Source organism: Streptomyces sp. NPDC048182, assembly GCF_043202555.1.
In the GTDB taxonomy this organism is placed as follows: Bacteria; Actinomycetota; Actinomycetes; order Streptomycetales; family Streptomycetaceae; genus Streptomyces.
The window spans coordinates 21,202-39,525 of the sequence record NZ_JBIDAQ010000020.1 but is presented as its reverse complement, the minus strand read 5'-3'; the positions used below and the strand labels follow the sequence as shown (position 1 = coordinate 39,525).

Here is an 18,324-nt window from a genome sequence, read left to right as displayed (position 1 = left end):
GCGTATCGGGCGGCACTGGAGAGCCGGACGCCGCCGGCCCGGACCCCCTCCTGGGAAGGGGGGCCGGGCCGGCGGCGTCGTGCGCGGTGCGGATCAGCCCTCGGTGGGCTCCGGGGCCGCCGCGGCCTTGCGGGTGCGGCGCGGCTTGGCCTCCGGCTCCTGCGTGGCCTGCGCCGGGATCTCGGCGGTGGCCACGGCGGGCTCGGCGGCCACGGCGGCCTTGCGGGTGCGGCGGGCCTTGGGCTTGGCCTCCTCGACGGTGGCGACGGCGGCCTCCGCGGCCTCGGCCGCCTTCGCCGCCGCGGTCTTGCGCGTCCGGCGCGGCTTGGCCTCGGCGACCTCCGGCTCCGACCCGGCGACCGGGGCGGGCTCGGTGGCCACGGCTGCCACGGCCGGCACGGCTGCCTTGCGGGTGCGGCGTGCCTTGGGCTTGGCCTCCTCGACGGTGGCGACGGCGGCCTCCGCGGCCTCGGCCGCCTTCGCCGCGGCCGTCTTGCGCGTACGGCGCGGCTTGGTCTCCGCCGCCTCCGGCTCGGCCTGCGCCGGGATCTCGGCGGTGGCCACGGCGGGCTCGGCGGCCACGGCCTTGCGGGTGCGGCGGGCCTTGGGCTTCGCCTCCTCCACGACGGCGACGGCGGCTTCGGCGGCCTCGGCCACCTCCGCGGCCTTGGCCGCCGCGGTCTTGCGGGTGCGGCGCGGCTTGACGGCCGGCTCCGCGGTCTCGACGGCCACGACGGCCTCCGCCGGGGCGGTCGCGGGCTCGGCGGCCACCGGCTCGGCGGCCACGGCGGTCTTGCGGGTGCGGCGACGCGGCTTCTCCGGGGCGGGCTCGGCCACCACCGGAGCCTCGGCGACCGGGGCCGGGGTCTCCACGACGGGGGCCGTGGCCGCCACGACGACCGGCCCGGCCACCGGCGTCACGGCTGCCTCGGCCGGCCTGCGGGTCCGGCGGCGGCGCGGCTTGGCCGGGGCCTCGGCGACGGCGGCCTCCGCCGGTGCGGCGGTCTCCACGATCTCGGGCGCCGGCGCCTCGACGGCGGTGTCGCCCTGCGGCGTCACCGGCGTACGGGACGGCTCACCGGCGCGCGTACGGCGCCGGCGGCGCGGCGTGCGGGGGCGGTCGCCGGCGTCGGCGACGCCCTCCGCGCCCTCGGTCACCGGCGTGGGCGCGGTGCCCTCGGAGCCGACCGACTCGCCACCCCGGGTGCGGCGGCGGCTGCGCGGCGTACGCGCCGGACGCTCGCGGCCGGCGGACCGGCCCTCGTCCCGGCCGCCGCGACCGCGGCCGGCGCGCCCGCCCGGCTCGCCCAGGTCCTCCAGCTCCTCCGCGTCGAGCCCGGCGCGGGTGCGCTCCGAGCGCGGCAGGATGCCCTTGGTGCCCGCGGGGATGCCCAGGTCGGTGTAGAAGTGCGGGGAGGTGGAGTACGTCTCCGGCGGGTCGGCGAAGTCCAGCTGCAGCGCCTTGTTGATCAGCTGCCAGCGCGGGATGTCGTCCCAGTCGACCAGCGTGATCGCGGTGCCCTTGGCGCCCGCGCGGCCGGTGCGGCCGATGCGGTGGAGGTAGGTCTTCTCCTCCTCCGGCGACTGGTAGTTGATGACGTGGGTCACGCCGCCGACGTCGATGCCGCGGGCGGCCACGTCGGTGCAGACCAGCACGTCGACCTTGCCGTTGCGGAAGGCGCGCAGCGCCTGCTCGCGGGCGCCCTGGCCGAGGTCGCCGTGGACCGCGCCGGAGGCGAAGCCGCGCTGCTTGAGCTGGTCGGCGAGGTCGGCGGCGGTGCGCTTGGTGCGGCAGAAGACCATGCACAGACCGCGGCCCTCGGCCTGGAGGATGCGCGCGACCATCTCGGGCTTGTCCATGTTGTGCGCGCGGTAGACGAACTGCGTGGTGTTCGCGACCGTCGCGCCCTCGCCGTCCGGCGAGGTGGCGCGGATGTGCGTGGGCTGCGACATGTACCGGCGGGCGAGGCCGATGACCGCGCCCGGCATGGTCGCCGAGAACAGCATGGTCTGCCGCCGGACCGGGAGCATGCCCACGATCTTCTCGACGTCGGGCAGGAAGCCCAGGTCGAGCATCTCGTCGGCCTCGTCCAGGACCAGGCACCTGACGTGCTTCAGGTTCAGCTTCTTCTGGCCGGCCAGGTCGAGCAGCCGGCCCGGGGTGCCGACGACCACGTCGACGCCCTTCTGCAGGGCCTCCACCTGGGGCTCGTAGGCACGGCCGCCGTAGATCGCGAGGACGCGCACATTGCGCACCTTGCCGGCGGTGAGCAGGTCGTTGGTGACCTGCTGGCACAGCTCGCGCGTCGGGACGACGACGAGGGCCTGCGGGGCGTCGGTCAGCGCGTCGGGCGCGGCGCGGCCGGCCTCGACGTCGGCGGGGACGGTGACGCGCTCCAGGAGCGGCAGACCGAAGCCCAGCGTCTTGCCGGTGCCGGTCTTGGCCTGGCCGATGACGTCCGTGCCGGAGAGGGCGACGGGGAGGGTCATCTCCTGGATGGGGAACGGGTTGACGATGCCGACGGCCTCGAGGGCTTCGGCGGTCTCGGGGAGGATCCCGAGGGATCGGAACGTCGTAGTCAGGGTGCTGCCTCTTCTGTGTGCGCGGTGCGAGGCGAGCGCGGGGGTCGTGCCGGATCGTGCGGGAACGGGACGTACGGATGCCGTACGGCGAGCCGCGGGACACGGGACCTCTGCCGACGCTCTAGCGCTCGTACCACTGAGGGTCCCCTCCGGGGATCCGCACACGGCGTGGCGTGCGGCAGGAGGGCTGTCGGGTCGGAGCCGATCGGGCCACCGACCGGGCATCCTCATGCGTGCGCCCCGACGAGGTGAGCCACGTACGCGTACGCGGCTGTTCGTCACCTACTCGGCAGGCGCATTACCACCATACCCCGGATTCGCGCACATGCGAGGGCCGGTGAGCCGACGTATCCGGTGTCACATCGCCCACACCCCGCCCACCCCCCTCCCGCAACCTGCCCGCGCCCGCCCCGACCGGCGCCCCGGCCGCCTCGGCCGGCGGGCTATTGTGCGCTGCATGACGAGCTCTGACACGCCTGGCAACACCGCAGACGCCCCCGCCGAGACCACCTCGGTCGCCGCCCGGGACTGGGCGTCGGCGGCGGCCGACCCGCAGTACCGCGCCGCGGTGGTGGACCTGCTCGGCGCGCTCGCCTACGGCGAGCTGGCGGCGTTCGAGCGGCTCGCGGAGGACGCCAAGCTGGCGCCCACGCTGGCGGACAAGGCGGAGCTGGCCAAGATGGCGTCGGCGGAGTTCCACCACTTCGAGCGGCTGCGCGACCGGCTCGCCTCGATCGGCGAGGAGCCGACCGCCGCGATGGAGCCGTTCGTGGCCGCGTACGACGCCTTCCACAAGCAGACGGCCCCCTCCGACTGGCTGGAGGGCCTGGTCAAGGCGTACGTCGGCGACTCGATCGCCAGCGACTTCTACCGGGAGGTCGCCGCGCGCCTGGACACCGACACCCGCGAGCTGGTGCTCGCCGTCCTGGACGACACCGGGCACGCCGGCTTCGCGGTGGAGAAGGTGCGGGCGGCCATCGACGCGGAGCCGCGGGTCGGCGGGCGGCTGGCGCTGTGGGCGCGGCGGCTGATGGGCGAGGCCCTGTCGCAGTCCCAGCGGGTGGTGGCCGACCGGGACGCGCTGTCGACGATGCTGGTCGGCGGGGTCGCGGACGGCTTCGACCTGGCCGAGGTGGGCCGGATGTTCTCCCGGATCACCGAGGCGCACACCAAGCGGATGGCGGCGCTGGGGCTGGCCGCCTAGACACCGCCGGCGGGGCACCGCTGCCGGTCAGGCGGTCACCGACCGGCGGCGGACCCGGCCCGCGGGGCGCAGCAGCAGCGACAGCGACGCCGACGAGACGGCCGCCGCGCCCAGCAGGGGCAGGAGCAGGCCGCCGGAGCCGAGCGCGGTGTGCGTGACGAAGGCGCCGAAGAGGGCGCCGGCGACGCCGGTGGGCAGGACCAGGACCCGGTCGGGCAGGCGGTGCGGCAGGCTGTGGGCGGCGGCCCAGGCCAGGGTGAAACCGAGGATCGCGGCGCTGATCGCTTCCAAGAGCATGTCGGGGTCCCTCCCACGCGGTTGGCCTGCCCGAAACGGTCTTGGTCGTCTTACCCCTGACCTGCGGAACGAAATCCTCCGAAACGACGAGAGTCCGGCCGAAACGGCGAAGGTGCGGCTGAAACGACGAGGGCGCGGCTGAAACGACGAGGACCCGGCGGATCGTCCGCCGGGTCCTCGCTGTCGGTTCCGCTCCGTCAGAGCGCCCCGAAGCCCACCTTGCGGGGGGCCGGCTCGCCGATCTCGACGTAGGCGAGACGGTCGGCCGGGACGAGGACCTTGCGGCCGTGCTCGTCCACGAGGCTCAGCAGCTGCGCCTTGCCGGCCAGCGCCTCGCTCACCACGCGCTCGACCTCGTCCGCGCTCTGACCGCTCTCCAGAACGATCTCGCGGGGCGCGTGCTGCACGCCGATCTTGACCTCCACGGCTATGTCCCTCCGACGGTCATGAAATGCGCGACTTCCCGCGCCCGTACCAGCACACATTAGCCCGGTGAGGGGACGCGGGACGGCACTCGGTGCACGCCAGGAGCGAACAGCCGGCGGGAATGCGGGGGACCCGCCCCGGGCTCAGTGCTGTTCGTTGCCGTGCAGCGGGAACCCGGCGATGCCGCGCCAGGCCAGCGAGGTCAGCAGCTGCACCGCCTGGTCGCGGGGCACGCTGCGGTCGCTGTGCAGCCAGGCGCGGGCGACCACCTGGGCGAGGCCGCCGAGGCCGGAGGCCAGCAGCATCGACTCCGCGCGGGACAGGCCGGTGTCCTCCGCGATGACCTCGCAGATCGCCTCGGCGCACTCGTTCGTCACCTTGTCGACGCGCTCGCGCACGGCCGGCTCGTTCGTCAGGTCCGACTCGAAGACCAGCCGGAAGGCGCCGCCGTCGTCCTCGACGTACGCGAAGTAGGCGTCCATCGTCGCCCGCACGCGCTGCTTGTTGTCGGTCGTCGAGGCGAGCGCCTGCCGCACGGACTGGATCAGCGCCTCGCAGTGCTGGTCGAGGAGGGCGAGGTAGAGGTCGAGCTTGCCCGGGAAGTGCTGGTAGAGCACCGGCTTGCTGACCCCGGCCCGCTCGGCGATGTCGTCCATCGCCGCCGCGTGGTAGCCCTGCGCGACGAACACTTCCTGTGCGGCGCCCAGCAGCTGGTTGCGTCGGGCACGGCGGGGAAGGCGTGTGCCCCGCGGGCGTACCGCCTCTGTCTGCTCGATGGCTGTCACGCCGCCTCCCATAGTCGTCCTCGTGCGGTGTGCGCCGCGCCGCCATCGTACTTTTCGGTAACCGTGGTGTGCGCGCTGCGAGCGCAGAATTTCACGGACCGGACGGAGGCGATAGCCGCACAGCAGGTTTCAAAAGCTCGCAAGGCGGGCAGAGGGTGTGGCTCGCCTCCTCGCTCACCGTCAGCCGTCGCTCAGCGGTATTCGTCCTCGTCCTGGGAGACGACCCTGGCCTGCTCCGCCAGATCGGCCTCGTTGGCGTGGTCCGGGTCGGCCTCGGTCAGCGGGTCGTCGCGGCGCGGCGCGAGTTCCGCCTGCTGCTCGGCCGCGTCGGCGTCCGGGGCCTCCACGTCGACCTCCTCCGGCTCTCGCTCGGCGGCGGCGAAGGTCTCGGGGTCGGTCGGGTCGACGGTCATCGCGGGCTCCCTTGATCGGGGACGGGTGCAGTGCTGACACGCGGGTGCCCATTTCCAGAGCGTAGGAGACTCCTGAAGCGTAGGAGACCCCTGATTCCGACGCCCCCCGGGTGTGCGGCCGTGTGACGGCGGCCATACGGGCGCCGCGTGATCATCTCGTAACATTGCCCGCATGTCCTCGACCGATCTGCCGTCCGTCCCGCCTGCCACCGTGCTGCCGAAGGTCGCGGCCGTCAAGGTCGCCGAGGGCGAGCGGCTGCGCACGGTGCACCTGCCCGGCGTCACCCTGACGGTCCGGTCACGGCCGCCGGCGCGCGACGGGCTCCCGCCCGCGCTGTACGTGCACGGACTGGGCGGCTCCTCGCAGAACTGGTCGGCCCTCATGCCGCTGCTCGCGGACACGGTGGACGGCGAGGCCGTCGACCTGCCGGGCTTCGGCGACTCGCCGCCGCCGGACGACGGCGACTACTCCGTCACCGGGCACGCGCGCGCGGTGATCCGCTACCTCGACGCGGCCGGCCGGGGCCCCGTGCATCTCTTCGGCAACTCCCTCGGCGGCGCCGTCACCACCCGCGTCGCCGCCGCCCGCCCCGACCTCGTGCGGACCCTCACCCTCGTCTCGCCCGCGCTGCCCGAACTCCGGGTGCAGCGCAGCGCCGTGCCGACGGGGCTGCTCGCCGTGCCCGGAGTGGCCCGGCTGTTCACCCGCTACACCCAGGAGTGGACCGCCGAACAGCGCGTCCGCGGCGTGACGGCCCTCTGCTACGGCGACCCCGCGCAGGTCTCCGAGGAGGGCTTCCGCAACGCCGTGGAGGAGATGGAGCGGCGCCTGCAACTGCCGTACTTCTGGGACGCGATGGCCCGTTCCGCACGCGGGATCGTGAACGCGTACACCCTCGGCGGGCAGCACGGGCTGTGGCGTCAGGCGGGGCGGGTTCTCGCGCCGACGCTCCTGGTCTACGGTGGTCGAGACCAACTCGTCGGCTACCGCATGGCCCAGCGGGCGGCCCGCGCCTTCCGCGGCTCCCGGCTGCTGACCCTGCCCGACGCGGGGCACGTGGCGATGATGGAGTACCCGCAGACGGTGGCCACGGCGTTCCGCGAACTGCTCGCCGACACGGAGCGGTTCGCGTCCGACGGCCGGCCGGCCGCCGACGAGGCCACCGACCGGACCACAGGCATGACCGACCGGACCACAGGCATAGGAGGCTGAGGCGCGACGTGGGACGCCACAGTCGCCGGGGACCCGCACCCCGGACCGCCGGCACCACCGGGGACGCGGAGAGCGCGGCCGCCGCCGCGGCGGCACGCGACGAGCGCGACTCCGGGTACGGGGGCTCCGAGCCGGGGACTTCCGGTCGCGGTGCCGTCGGGTACGGCGTTCCCGGGGCGGCTGCCGCCGGGCGCCGAGGTCCCCGACCGAGCGGCGCCGGCTACGGAGGTGCCCACGGCGGTCCCGGACGCCCCGGCCCCCAGGTGCCGGACGGTACGCCCGCGTACGGGTTCCCGCAGGTCGGACACGGTGCGCCCGGTCGTCCGCCCACGACGGCGCCGGAGGGCACGCCGGCCCACGGGACCCCGCGGCTGCCGGACGGCACGCCGACGCACGGGGTCCCTCGGGTGCGGGGCGGGCATCCCGAGCAGCGTGAAGCGGGGGGTGGCTGGGGCGAGTTCAGGCCCGGTGCCAACGGTGGTGCCGGTGCCAACGGTGGTGCTGGTGCCGGTCGGGGGGTGCCGTCCGCGGCCCGCTTGCCGCGGCAGCGGCAGGGGCCCGCCGCCGGGCCCCGCCAGGACTACCTGGACGCCTTCGGCGGCGAGACCGACGACGACGTCTTCGCGGCCCGCCCCCCGCGCCGCGCCCGCGTTCCCGCGCGGACGCCCGAACAGCCCGCCGCCGAGACGGAGTCGGGCGCCGACGGCAGCGGCGGCACGGGCCTCTCGGACGAGGAGGCCACCGCCAGGGGCGGCAAGGGCCGTGCCTACACCGGCATCGTCGCAGCCGCCGTCACCACCGTGCTGGCGATCGTCGTGGCCGGCCAGGTGACCGACGGGCACGACGAAGGAGTACGGCCGCCGTCCGCCACCGACCAGGCGCGCGACGCCCGCGACCCCGCGTCACGCGGCAAGGACCGGCCGACGCCCGCGCAGCCGGAGCTCGCCGCGCCGCTGACGTACGACCAGAAGATGCACCGGACGTACCCGCTCGGCGCGACCTTCAAGGGCTCGGGCCGGTTCGACGCCGTCCCCGGCTTCGCCAAGGCGCCCGGCGCGGGGCAGAAGTACACCTACCGCGTGGACGTCGAGCAGGGGCTCGGCCTCGACGGCGCGCTCTTCGCCGAGGCCGTCCAGAAGACGCTCAACGACGACCGGAGCTGGGCCCACGGCGGCGCCCGCACCTTCGAGCGGATCCACTCCGGGCACCCCGACTTCGTCATCACCCTCGCCAGCCCCGGCACCACCGCCGACTGGTGCGCCAAGTCCGGCCTGGACACCACCGAGGACAACGTCTCCTGCGACTCCGCCGCCACCGAGCGCGTCATGATCAACGCCTACCGGTGGGCCCAGGGCGCCAAGCCCTACGGCAACGCCATCTACCCCTACCGGCAGATGCTGATCAACCACGAGGTCGGCCACCGCATCGGCTACAACCACGTCTCCTGCGACAAGGACGGCCAACTCGCCCCCGCCATGCAGCAGCAGACCAAGTTCGTCGACCACGACGGCATCGACTGCAAGCCCAACCCCTGGGCCTACCCGAACGGCTGACCGGCCCCGCACCGGTACCGAACACCCCATCTGGCGCGCCTCAACGCGCCCGGCGCGGGAAAGTCACGCCCCTTCACCCCTTCCGGTGGTGCGACGGACAACCGTCCATCGCGCCACCGTCTGGTCCGCATACCTTCGTCCCGCTGCGAGCCGCCGGACCAACGGCGGCTCACCCCAAGGGAGATCGGGGGTGCGCGGGTGCGCATCGGACTGCTTGCGGAGGGTGGCTACCCGTATCCGAACGGTGACGCCGGGCCCTGGTGCGACCGGCTCGTGCACGGACTCGGGCAGCACGAGTTCGACGTCTACGCCCTCAGCACCAGCGAGCGCCAGGAGGCCGGCGGTCGGCTCCCCCTGCCGCCGCAGGTCCGCCGGGTGCGGACCGCTCCCCTCTGGGACGCGGCGGACGACGGGGTCGCGTACGGACGGCGCGCGCGCCGGCGCTTCGCCGAGCACTACGCCGACCTCGCCGCGGCCCTCTGCGTGCCCGGTCCCGCGGACCACGCCGGTGACCCGACGGGCCGCTCCGCCCTTGAGGAGGACCGTTTCGCCAGCGCGCTGTACGGCCTCGCCGAACTCGCCCGGGACAAGGGCGGACTGCCCGGCGCGCTGCGCTCGGACACCGCCGTACGCGCCCTGGAGCGGGCCTGCCGCGCGCCCGGCGCCCAGCGCGCCGCGCGCGAGGCGCGCGTGCCGGAGCTGCTCGATGTCGCCGCGCGCCTCGAACGCGCTCTGCGCCCCCTCTCCCTCGACTGGTACGAGGACGACGGCCTCGACGCGGTCGACCTGTGCCACGCGACCTCCGGCGGCAGCGCGGCCCTCCCGGGCCTGCTCGCCCGGTACTTCGCCGGTGTGCCCCTGCTGGTGACCGAGTACGGCGTGCGGCTGCGCGCGCACTACCTCACCGACCCCGCCGCACCGCCCGCGACACGGTCCCTGCTCGCCGCCTTCCACGGCCGACTGGCCACCGAGACCTACCGGCGGGCCGCCCTGATCACCCCCGGCGACGCGCACGCCCGCCGCTGGCAGGAACGCTGCGGCGCCGACCGCGCCAAGCTCCGCACCGTCCACCCCGGCCTGGACGCGGCCCCCTTCGCCGAGGCGGCGCGCTCCCCGGAGTGCGCGGACCCGCGCACCCTGGTCTGGGTCGGCCGGATCGAGCCCGGCAAGGACCTCGTCTCGCTGCTGCACGCCTTCGCGGAGATCCGCCGGGCGGAACCGGGGACGCGGCTGCGCGTCGTCGGTGCCCCCGACGGCGCCGACAGTGTCGACGGTGCGGCCTACCTCGCCCACTGCCGGAACCTCGCCGCCCAGCTCTTCCCCGACGAGGCCGAGGGCCCGCACGCCGTCGGGGACAATCCCGTGTCCTTCGAGCAGACCGGCGGCCCCGGCCTCCCGCACCGGGCCGACGCCTACGCCGCGGGCGCCCTGGTCGTCCTGTCCAGCGTCGTCGAGGGATTCCCGACCGGTCTGGTCGAGGCCATGCTGTGCGGGCGCCCCACCGTCTCCACCGACGCGGGCGCGGTGGTGGAGGCCATCGGCGGCACCGGCCTCGTCGTGCCGCCGCGCAATCCGCGGGCGCTCGCCGAGGCGTGCGTGGCGCTGCTGCGCGACCCCGAGCGCCGTGCGCGCCTGGGCGCCGCCGCCCGGGCCCGCGCCCTCGAACTCTTCACCGTCGAACAGAACATCGCGGCATTTCACGGCATTTACCTGGAGATCCTCGCCCGCACACCCGTCCGCCGAGTCCTCCTCGACGGCACCGGCGAGCCCCTGCCCTTCGCCGCCCCGGCCGAGGCCCACATTCCCGGCCACTGGACCGGCCCCGCCGCCTGGCTCGCCGCTCGGTCCGCCGCCCCGTCCGCCGCGCGGAGCGGCCCGCGTTGGGCGACCCCGGGGACCGCCGCCCGTACCACCACAGCGGCCACCACCGTCGGCGAGGTGGCCCGATGACCGGTGTGGACGGGGCCGACGGAGCCGCCCGGAGCGGTGCCGGGCGGCGCGATGCCGGGTGGCGCGGCGAGGAGGCCGGTGAGCCGCTGTCCGTGGGCGGACGGCTCCAGGAGCGGGGCCGCGGCGAGGACGACGCGACCGCCGCGAAGGGCCCGCGCGCCCGGGGTGCCGACCGGGCGGGGGGAGCGGCACCGGCGTCCGCCCCCGTGCGCCGCACCGCCGCCGACCCCGTCAAGGCGCTGCTGCACCGCCATCACGACCTGTGCGAACGGGCCGTCGACCCCCTGGAGATCGCCGCCGGCCTGGAGGCGCACGGCGTCACCGACCGCACCGCCGCCCGCTTCCGCCACCGGGACGTCTTCTCCCTCGCGGAGGAGATGTTCGCCCGCGTGCCTCGCGACGGCGACGACGACGCCCCCGCCCCCGCCTCGGCCCCGCTCGCGCCACCGACCCGCCTCGCCTGGCTGCCGCTCGCCCTGCTGCCGGGCGTCCTGTGCGCCGCCACCGTGGCCGCGCTGCGCCTCACCGACGGCCGCCCACGCCTGATCGCGGCCCTCACCGGAGCCCTCGCGGTGGCCCTGGCGCTGCGCGCGCTCCTGCGCCACGGCCCGCTGCAGGCCGGCACCCGCCTCGTCGGCCCCTGGGCCTGCTGGCTCATCGGCTACGCCCTCCTCGGCGACGGCCTGCTCGACGCCGTCCTGAGCGGCGGGCCCGACGGGCTGCCCGACGGCACCGCCCACGGCGACTGGCCCGTCACCCTCGCCCCGGTCCTCGGCCTCGCCCTCGGCTGCGCCCCCGCCGCCGTCTGCGCCCACCTCTTCGCCGCGCGGGCCCGCCACCGACTGACCGCCAGCCGCAGCCTCGCCGACTTCGCCACCTCCGTACGCCCCCTGCTGCTCGGCGTGTTCGCCCTCTACCTCGCCGCCCTCACCGCGCTGCTCGTGCCGGCCGGCGCGCTCCTCGGCGAGAGCGCCGGCCTGCCCCAGGCCCTCACCCTCGGCGCCCTGCTCCTGCTGGCCCGCCTGCTCACCGTGCACGGCCACCCGCACGCCCCCGCCCGCGTCCTGACCGCCGCGGCCACCGCCGAGGCCACGGCCCTGGCCGCGCTGCTCGCCGGCCGCCTGCCCGGCTGCGGCTTCCTGGCCGCCCCCGTGGAGGCCCTCGTCGCCGCCGGGGGCCCGGGCGCCGTGCCGGCCACGGCCTGCGGCGCCGGGGCCCTGCTCCTGCTGGGCCACGCGAGCCGCCGACTGACCAGGGCCTCGGCCCACGCGCCGGGGCGCGGTCGGGCGGCGCCGGTGCGATGACCGCGCGTCCCTGGGGGGGGGCTCCCCCCCCGCCCCCCCGCCCCCCTCACCCCACCCCCAACCCCCGCCCCACCCCTCAAGGAGCCCCCGAATGACCACCTCCCGATCCGGCGCGTCGGCTCCGGGAGCCGCCCGATGAGAGTCCTGCTGATCGGAGCCGGCGGCTACCTCGGCCGCTTCGTCGCCGACCGCCTGCTCGCCGACCCGGCCGTCCAGCTCACCGCGCTGGGGCGCGGCGACGACGCCGATGTCCGCTTCGACCTCGCCACCGGCAGCCCCGGCGCCCTCACCCGCTTCCTCGACGCCGTCCATCCCGGCGTCGTCGTCAACTGCGCGGGCGCCACCCGCGGCGGCGCCCGGGACCTCATCCGGCACAACACGGTGTCCGTCGCCACCGTCTGCGAGGCCCTGCGCCGCAGCGGCTGCGGCGCCCGCCTGGTGCAGCTCGGGTGCAGCTCGGAGTACGGCCCCAGCCAGCCCGGCTCCTCCACCGCCGAGGACGCCGTGCCCCGCCCCGGCGGCCCCTACGGCGTCAGCAAACTGGCCGCCACGGAACTCGTGCTGGGCTCCGGCCTGGACGCCGTCGTCCTGCGCGTCTTCTCGCCCGCCGGTCCCGGCACCCCGGCCGGCTCACCGCTGGGCCGGCTCGCCGAGGCCATGCGCCGCGCCATGCAGTCAGGCGACGGCGAGCTGCGGCTCGGCGGCCTCGGCGCCCAGCGCGACTTCATCGACGTCCGCGACGTGGCCCGCGCCGTGCACGCCGCCTCGCTCTCCGCCGCGCAGGGCGTCATCAACATCGGCTCCGGCCGCGCCGTACGGCTGCGCGACGCCGCCGCCACCCTGGCCCGGGTGGCCGGCTACGGCGGGGCCCTGCACGAACTCGACACCCCGCCCGGTGCCCTGCGGCCCGCCATCGGCCACCCCCGCTCCGAGACCACAGGGCACCGCCTCGACGCCCTCGGCCACCACCGCACCGACGCCCTCGGCCACCACCGGCCGGACGTCGCCGGGCACCGCCCCGACCCCGACCACGCGCCCCCCGTCGCCCATCCCTACCCGGACGGCTGCGGCAGCTGGCAGCAGGCCGACGTGCGCACCGCCCGGGACCGGCTGGGCTGGCGGCCCCGTATCGCCCTGGAGGAGTCGCTCGCCGACATCTGGATGGAGGCGGCGTGTCGTATCTGACCGGCGCGGCGCCGGCCGTCACCGCGGGCACGGCCCGCCGCAGCGGCCTCGGCGTCCCGGGCCTGGCCCACCCCCTCCTCGCCCCCGACGAATGGGCCCGCATCGCCCGTCCCGGAGCCCCGGTGGACTGGGCCGTCCTCGACATCGCCGACGGCCCCGGCACCCGGCCCGACCCGCACTGCCTCCGGGCGGCGAGCCGCCTGCGCGCCGGGGGCGTCCGCGTGCTCGGCCGCCTCGACACCGCCTGGGGCGAGCGGAGCTTCGGCGCGCTGATCTCCGAGGCCCACCGCTATCTGGACTGGTACCGGGTCGACGGCTTCCTCCTCGCCCGCTGCCCCGCCGACACGGCCGACCTCCTCGCCGTCCGCCGGGTGGTCACCACGCTGCGCGTGCTGCGCGAGGACGCCCATGTCGTCCTCGGCCACGGCACCCACCCCTGTCCGGGCTACGCCGAGATCGGGGACCAGCTGATCACCTACTCCGGTCCCTGGAGCGACTACCGCTGGTCCCAGGCCGCCGAGTGGAGCGCGGACCACCCGCCCGAGCGCTTCTGCCACCTCGTGCACGGCGTGCCCCGCGGACACCTGGAGGAGGCACTGCGCGTGGCCCGCTGGCAGGGCGCCGCGACCCTGTGGTTCACCGACCGCAGCGACGGGGGCGGCCAGACCGACCCCTGGGCGGGTCTGCCCGGCTACTGGGACGAAATCGTCTCGCTGGTCGGGACGGGTGTCTCGGAATGAAAAAGGGCGTGGCAGTGTTACGGAGAGAACAACCGTACTGATCGACCGACCAACGGAGTCCCCGTGTCGCTGCCACCCCTGGTCGAGCCGGCCCCCGAGCTCACCGTAGACGAGGTCCGCAGGTACTCCCGCCACCTGATCATCCCCGACGTGGGGATGGACGGGCAGAAGCGGCTGAAGAACGCCAAGGTGCTCGCCGTGGGCGCGGGCGGCCTCGGTTCGCCGACCCTGATGTACCTGGCGGCGGCCGGCGTCGGCACGCTCGGCATCGTCGAGTTCGACGAGGTCGACGAGTCGAACCTCCAGCGTCAGGTCATCCACAGCCAGGCCGACATCGGCCGCCCCAAGGCGGAGTCCGCCCGGGACACCATCAAGGGCATCAACCCTTACGTGAACGTGGTCCTTCACCAGGAGCGGCTCGAGGCCGACAACGTGATGGACATCTTCAGCCAGTACGACCTGATCGTGGACGGCACGGACAACTTCGCCACCCGCTACCTGGTCAACGACGCCTGCGTGCTGCTGAACAAGCCCTACGTCTGGGGCTCGATCTACCGCTTCGACGGCCAGGCCTCCGTCTTCTGGTCCGAGCACGGCCCGTGCTACCGGTGCCTCTACCCGGAGCCCCCGCCCCCCGGCATGGTCCCCTCCTGCGCCGAGGGCGGTGTCCTCGGCGTGCTCTGCGCGTCCATCGGCTCCATCCAGACCAACGAGGCCATCAAGCTCCTCGCGGGCATCGGCGAGCCGCTGGTCGGCCGCCTGATGATCTACGACGCCCTGGAGATGCAGTACCGCCAGGTCAAGGTCCGCAAGGACCCCGACTGCGCGGTGTGCGGCGAGAACCCGACCGTCACCGAGCTCATCGACTACGAGGCCTTCTGCGGCGTCGTGTCCGAGGAGGCCCAGGCGGCCGCCGCCGACTCCACGATCACTCCGAAGCAGCTCAAGGAGTGGCTCGACGACGGCGAGAACATCGAGCTGATCGACGTCCGCGAGCCGAACGAGTTCGAGATCGTCTCCATCCCGGGTGCCCGGCTGGTCCCGAAGAACGAGTTCCTCATGGGCACCGCCCTGGAGGGCCTCCCGCACGACAAGAAGATCGTCCTGAACTGCAAGACGGGCGTCCGCAGTGCGGAGGTCCTCGCGGTCCTCAAGTCGGCCGGCTTCGCCGACGCCGTCCACGTCGGTGGCGGCGTGATCGGCTGGGTCAACCAGATCGAGCCCGACAAGCCCGTGTACTGACACCGGTCCCTCCTCTCCCGGACTTTTCCGCACGGCGGGGCCTCGCGCGCCACAGGTGCCCGAGGCCCCCGCCGTCGTCATGAGCAGACCTTGCCGTCCTTCGGCACGGCGCCCTTGAGCAGGTAGGCGTCCACCGCGGAGTCGACGCAGTCGCTCCCGCTCCCGTACGCCCCGTGTCCCTCGCCCTTCCAGGTCAGCACCACACCGACCCCCTTGCCCAGCTCGTCGGCCATCCTGCGGGCCCCCTCATAGGGCGTGGCCGGGTCGCCGGTGTTGCCCACGACCAGGACCGGCGCGGCGCCCGGCGCGCTCACCTCCGGGGTGTCGTGCTGTCCGGCCACCGGCCAGTCGTGGCACCAGCCGGCGGTGTCCCAGCCCAGGAAGGGACCGAAGACGGGCGAGATCTTCTCGAACCGCGGCAGCCGCCTGCGCGTCTCCTCCACGGTCGGCCGCTGCCGGTCGTCCAGGCACGATATGACCCGCTGGGAGTGGGCCGATGTGCCGTAGTGCCCCTCGTCGTCCCGCTCGTTGTACCCGTCGGCCAGCGCGAGCAGCTCCGAGCCGTCGCCCTCCTCGGCCGCCTTCAGCGCGCTGGTCAGCGCCGGCCAGCCGTCCTCGCTGTAGAGCGGCAGCACGATGCCGGTGAGGGCCAGGGACTGCGTGAGACTCCGCCCGGGGCTCGAGGTGGGCAGCGGCTTCGCGTCCAGGCGGTCCAGGAGTTCGGAGATCCTGCGCGAGCCCTGCCGCGGGTCCTGACCGGTGGACTCGAGGTAGTCGTCCAGTGCGCGCTGGAAGCCTCTGGCCTGGTTCTCCGCGTGGCCGAGCGTGTCCGCCGCCGGGTCCACGACCGCGTCGAGGACCACCCTGCCCACCCGCTCGGGGAACAGATGGGCGTACACGCCGCCGAGCTCGGTGCCGTAGGACATGCCGAAGTAGTGCGTCTTCTCGTCGCCCAGCACCTGGCGCATCAGGTCCATGTCCCGGGCGGTGTCCGTGGTCGAGACGTGTGCCAGCAGCTTTCCGGCGGCCTTCTGGCACCCCCTGGCCAGGTCGGCGGCGTCGGCGAGATACGCCCGTTCCTCGGCCGGTGTGTCCGGTGTGGCGTCCACCGACTCGGCCTTCTGTATCGCCTTGTCGCCCCGGCAGCGGACGCCCTCGCTGGCGGCGACGCCCCGCGGGTCCCAGCTCACCAGGTCGTACCGCTCGGCCAGGGCCGAGACGGTGCCCGCGAAGTTCGGCAGGGCGGAGACGCCCGAGCCGCCGGGGCCGCCGAAGTTGAAGAGCAGGGAGCCGATGCGGTCGTCGCCGCGGGCCTTGGAGCGGATCAGCGCGAGACCGATGGTCTCGCCGTCCGGCTTCGTCCAGTCCAGCGGCGCCTTGAGTGTGGCGCACCGCCAGTCGCCGCCCGGCGCGGGCGAGTCGGCGCCGGCCTCGCAGCGGCCCCAGTCGAGCTTCTGCGAGGTGAGCGACGCGGGGAGGGCGGGTCCCGCCGCCCGGGTCGGCGCCGCACTGCCCGTCGGAGTGCCGCTGCTGCCCCCGCTCCGGTCGCTCTTGTCGCTCTTGTCCCGGTCCTTGTCGTCGCCGCCCGACGAGCCGCCGCAGCCCGCCGCCAGCATCGCGGCCGCGGCTGCCAGAGCCGTCCACCGCAGGAGTCGCGCCATGTCCGTGTCCCCCCTCGCGAGCCCTCCGCACCGTGCGGCGAAGGGTTGTGCCCGCCATGGTAGGCCGGGGCGGCGCAGCCCGTGACGGCCTGTGGATAACGCTTTGACCAGGGGTTATGTGGGGGTGGGAAGCAAGGTGGGAAGGTCAGGGGCAGACGGTCTCGGCGACCGGCGGCCTGCCGTCGAGCAGGTAGGCGTGCACCGCGTTCTGCACGCACTTGTCCTTGCTGTCGTAGGCCCCGTGCCCCTGTCCCCGGTACGTCAGCTCGACGCCGACGTCCTTGCCCAGCGCGTCCACCATCCGGCCCGCGCCCTCGTACGGCGTCGCCGGGTCGCCGGTGTTGCCGATCACCAGGACCGGCGGCGCGCCCGGTGCGCTGACGTCGGGGTGGTCGGCGGCGCCGGGCACCGCCCAGTCGGTGCAGCTGACCATGGACCAGGCGAGGTAGTCGCCGAAGACGGCGGAGGCCTTGCGGAACTCCGGCAGCCTGTCCTGCACGTACCGCTCGTCGTACCGCGCCTTGTCGTCGGCGCAGTTGATGGCGACGTTCGCCGCGGTGATGTTGCTGTACTGCCCGTTCTCGCTGCGTCCGTTCAGCGAGTCCGACAGGACCATGAGCACCCGTCCGTCGCCGTCGTAGGCCTGCTCCAGGCCCTCGGTGAGGTACTCCCAGAAGTCCTTGGAGTACAGCGCCTGGGCGATGCCGCTGGTCGCGGCGGTCTGGGTGAGGTCGCGGGGGAAGACGCCCGGGATCGGCTTGCGGTCGAGGTTCTTCAGCAGCCTGGTGATGCGGTCCTTGACGTCTTCGGGGCTGTCGCCGATCGGACAGTCCTCCGTCTTCGAGGTGCAGTCCTTGGCGAAGTTGTCGAGCGCGAGCTGGAAGCCGCGGGCCTGCCCGAGCGAACTCTGCTCCGCGTCCTGCGTCGGGTCGACGACCGCGTCGAAGACGGCCCGGCCCACCTTCTTCGGGAACAGGTGGGCGTAGACGCCGCCGAGTTCGGTGCCGTAGGAGATGCCGAAGTAGTACAGCCGGTCGTCGCCGAGGACCTGGCGCATCAGGTCCATGTCGCGGGCCGCGTCGGTGGTGGCCACGTGCGGCAGCGTGCTGCCGGAGTTCTTGTCGCAGGCCGCGTTGAACTTCCGGGTGTTGGCCAGCAGCTTGCCGCGCTCGGCCGCGTCGTCGGGTGTGGAGTCCTGCTGGAAGTAGGTGTCGAGCTGCTTGTCGTCCAGGCACTCGACGGGGTCGCTGCGGCCGACGCCGCGCGGGTCGAAGCTGACCAGGTCGTAGCGCGTGCGCAGGGTGCCGTAGTCCTGGCCGAAGGCGGGCAGCGTGGTGACGCCCGAGCCGCCCGGGCCGCCGAAGTTGAAGACCAGCGAGCCGATCCGCCGGTCGGCGGGGCCGCTGGCCTTGGCCCGGATCAGCGCCAGCTTGATGGTGTCGCCCTTGGGGTCGTCCCAGTCGAGCGGGGTCTTCATGGTGGCGCACTGCCAGGTGGCGCCGCCGGGCAGCGGGGAGGGGGTCGAGCCGCCGCCCTCGGCCTGGGAGGGTGCCGGGCAGTCCTTCCAGCTGAGCTTCTGGTCCGTCACGTCCCCGCCGCCGGAGGAGTCATCGCCGCCGCAGCCGGTGAGGGCGGCGGAGGTCAGGAGTGCGGTGGCGGTGAGGGCGGCGGCACGCAGCCGGGCGGGATTCGGCATGCGTCCATCGTGCGGCTGCCACGGGCCGGGCGCTCGGGGCCGGGGCCGTACGAGGGACGGCACGCGCGCGGT

Annotated in this window: 15 protein-coding genes; 8 read left to right on the top strand and 7 right to left on the bottom strand. The window is 74.8% G+C overall.

The window, feature by feature from the left end:
* Positions 1 to 93 precede the first annotated feature (93 nt).
* Positions 94 to 2,490 carry a DEAD/DEAH box helicase gene (locus ACGFZL_RS29740; RefSeq protein ID WP_393696369.1) on the bottom strand — a complete coding sequence of 799 codons (2,397 nt, stop codon included), beginning with the start codon at positions 2,488 to 2,490 and terminating at the stop codon, positions 94 to 96.
* Between the two features lie 550 nt (positions 2,491 to 3,040).
* On the opposite strand from ACGFZL_RS29740, the gene ACGFZL_RS29735 reads away from it, so the two are divergent.
* On the top strand, positions 3,041 to 3,787 hold the full coding sequence (locus ACGFZL_RS29735; protein WP_393696367.1) for a ferritin-like fold-containing protein: 747 nt from the start codon (positions 3,041 to 3,043) through the stop codon (positions 3,785 to 3,787).
* A 27-nt stretch (positions 3,788 to 3,814) separates the two neighbouring features.
* On the opposite strand, the gene ACGFZL_RS29730 is transcribed toward ACGFZL_RS29735, so the two are convergent.
* The 4 genes from ACGFZL_RS29730 to ACGFZL_RS29715 all read right to left on the bottom strand — a co-directional run bounded on the left by ACGFZL_RS29730 (position 3,815) and on the right by ACGFZL_RS29715 (position 5,708).
* Positions 3,815 to 4,084, bottom strand: coding sequence for a hypothetical protein (locus ACGFZL_RS29730; RefSeq protein WP_355169444.1), 270 nt, complete (start codon positions 4,082 to 4,084; stop codon positions 3,815 to 3,817).
* A 197-nt stretch (positions 4,085 to 4,281) separates the two neighbouring features.
* Positions 4,282 to 4,509, bottom strand: coding sequence for a DUF3107 domain-containing protein (locus ACGFZL_RS29725; RefSeq protein WP_355169446.1), 228 nt, complete (start codon positions 4,507 to 4,509; stop codon positions 4,282 to 4,284).
* A 144-nt stretch (positions 4,510 to 4,653) separates the two neighbouring features.
* Positions 4,654 to 5,295, bottom strand: a complete 642-nt coding sequence (locus ACGFZL_RS29720; RefSeq protein ID WP_355169448.1) for a TetR/AcrR family transcriptional regulator — start codon at positions 5,293 to 5,295, stop codon at positions 4,654 to 4,656.
* Positions 5,296 to 5,486: 191 nt separating this feature from the next.
* Entirely contained in the window at positions 5,487 to 5,708 is a 222-nt protein-coding gene (locus ACGFZL_RS29715) for a hypothetical protein (protein ID WP_393696365.1), read from the bottom strand.
* Between the two features lie 172 nt (positions 5,709 to 5,880).
* Here ACGFZL_RS29715 and ACGFZL_RS29710 point away from each other — a divergent pair, with 172 nt between their 5' ends.
* The 7 genes from ACGFZL_RS29710 (at position 5,881) to moeZ (ending at position 14,895) form a co-directional block, all read left to right on the top strand.
* Positions 5,881 to 6,921: an alpha/beta fold hydrolase gene (locus ACGFZL_RS29710; protein ID WP_393696363.1), complete on the top strand. Its 1,041-nt coding sequence runs from the start codon at positions 5,881 to 5,883 to the stop codon at positions 6,919 to 6,921.
* 8 nt (positions 6,922 to 6,929) lie between these two features.
* The gene (locus ACGFZL_RS29705; RefSeq protein ID WP_393696361.1) at positions 6,930 to 8,474 is read left to right on the top strand and encodes a DUF3152 domain-containing protein; all 1,545 of its coding nucleotides are present in this window, start codon (positions 6,930 to 6,932) and stop codon (positions 8,472 to 8,474) included.
* Positions 8,475 to 8,672: 198 nt separating this feature from the next.
* The gene (locus tag ACGFZL_RS29700) at positions 8,673 to 10,424 is read left to right on the top strand and encodes a DUF3492 domain-containing protein (RefSeq protein WP_393696359.1); all 1,752 of its coding nucleotides are present in this window, start codon (positions 8,673 to 8,675) and stop codon (positions 10,422 to 10,424) included.
* Positions 10,421 to 11,728: a hypothetical protein gene (locus ACGFZL_RS29695; RefSeq protein WP_393696357.1), complete on the top strand. Its 1,308-nt coding sequence runs from the start codon at positions 10,421 to 10,423 to the stop codon at positions 11,726 to 11,728. The genes ACGFZL_RS29700 and ACGFZL_RS29695 overlap by 4 nt, the downstream gene beginning before the upstream one ends.
* Positions 11,729 to 11,863: 135 nt before the next feature.
* Positions 11,864 to 12,913 carry an NAD-dependent epimerase/dehydratase family protein gene (locus ACGFZL_RS29690; RefSeq protein ID WP_393696355.1) on the top strand — a complete coding sequence of 350 codons (1,050 nt, stop codon included), beginning with the start codon at positions 11,864 to 11,866 and terminating at the stop codon, positions 12,911 to 12,913.
* Positions 12,901 to 13,653 carry a spherulation-specific family 4 protein gene (locus ACGFZL_RS29685; protein WP_393696353.1) on the top strand — a complete coding sequence of 251 codons (753 nt, stop codon included), beginning with the start codon at positions 12,901 to 12,903 and terminating at the stop codon, positions 13,651 to 13,653. Before ACGFZL_RS29690 ends, ACGFZL_RS29685 begins: the two co-directional genes overlap by 13 nt.
* A 63-nt stretch (positions 13,654 to 13,716) precedes the next feature.
* Positions 13,717 to 14,895 carry an adenylyltransferase/sulfurtransferase MoeZ gene (gene moeZ / locus ACGFZL_RS29680; protein ID WP_355169464.1) on the top strand — a complete coding sequence of 393 codons (1,179 nt, stop codon included), beginning with the start codon at positions 13,717 to 13,719 and terminating at the stop codon, positions 14,893 to 14,895.
* 77 nt (positions 14,896 to 14,972) lie between these two features.
* Here the strand turns inward: moeZ and ACGFZL_RS29675 are convergent, their stop codons facing one another.
* Together ACGFZL_RS29675 and ACGFZL_RS29670 are read right to left on the bottom strand one after the other, a co-directional pair.
* A complete protein-coding gene (locus ACGFZL_RS29675) occupies positions 14,973 to 16,556 on the bottom strand; it encodes an alpha/beta hydrolase (RefSeq protein ID WP_393696351.1) in 1,584 nt (527 codons plus the stop codon).
* 145 nt (positions 16,557 to 16,701) lie between these two features.
* Positions 16,702 to 18,252 (bottom strand): alpha/beta hydrolase, encoded by a 1,551-nt coding sequence (locus ACGFZL_RS29670; RefSeq protein WP_393696349.1) that lies wholly within the window; start codon positions 18,250 to 18,252, stop codon positions 16,702 to 16,704.
* Between the last annotated feature and the right edge of the window lie 72 nt (positions 18,253 to 18,324).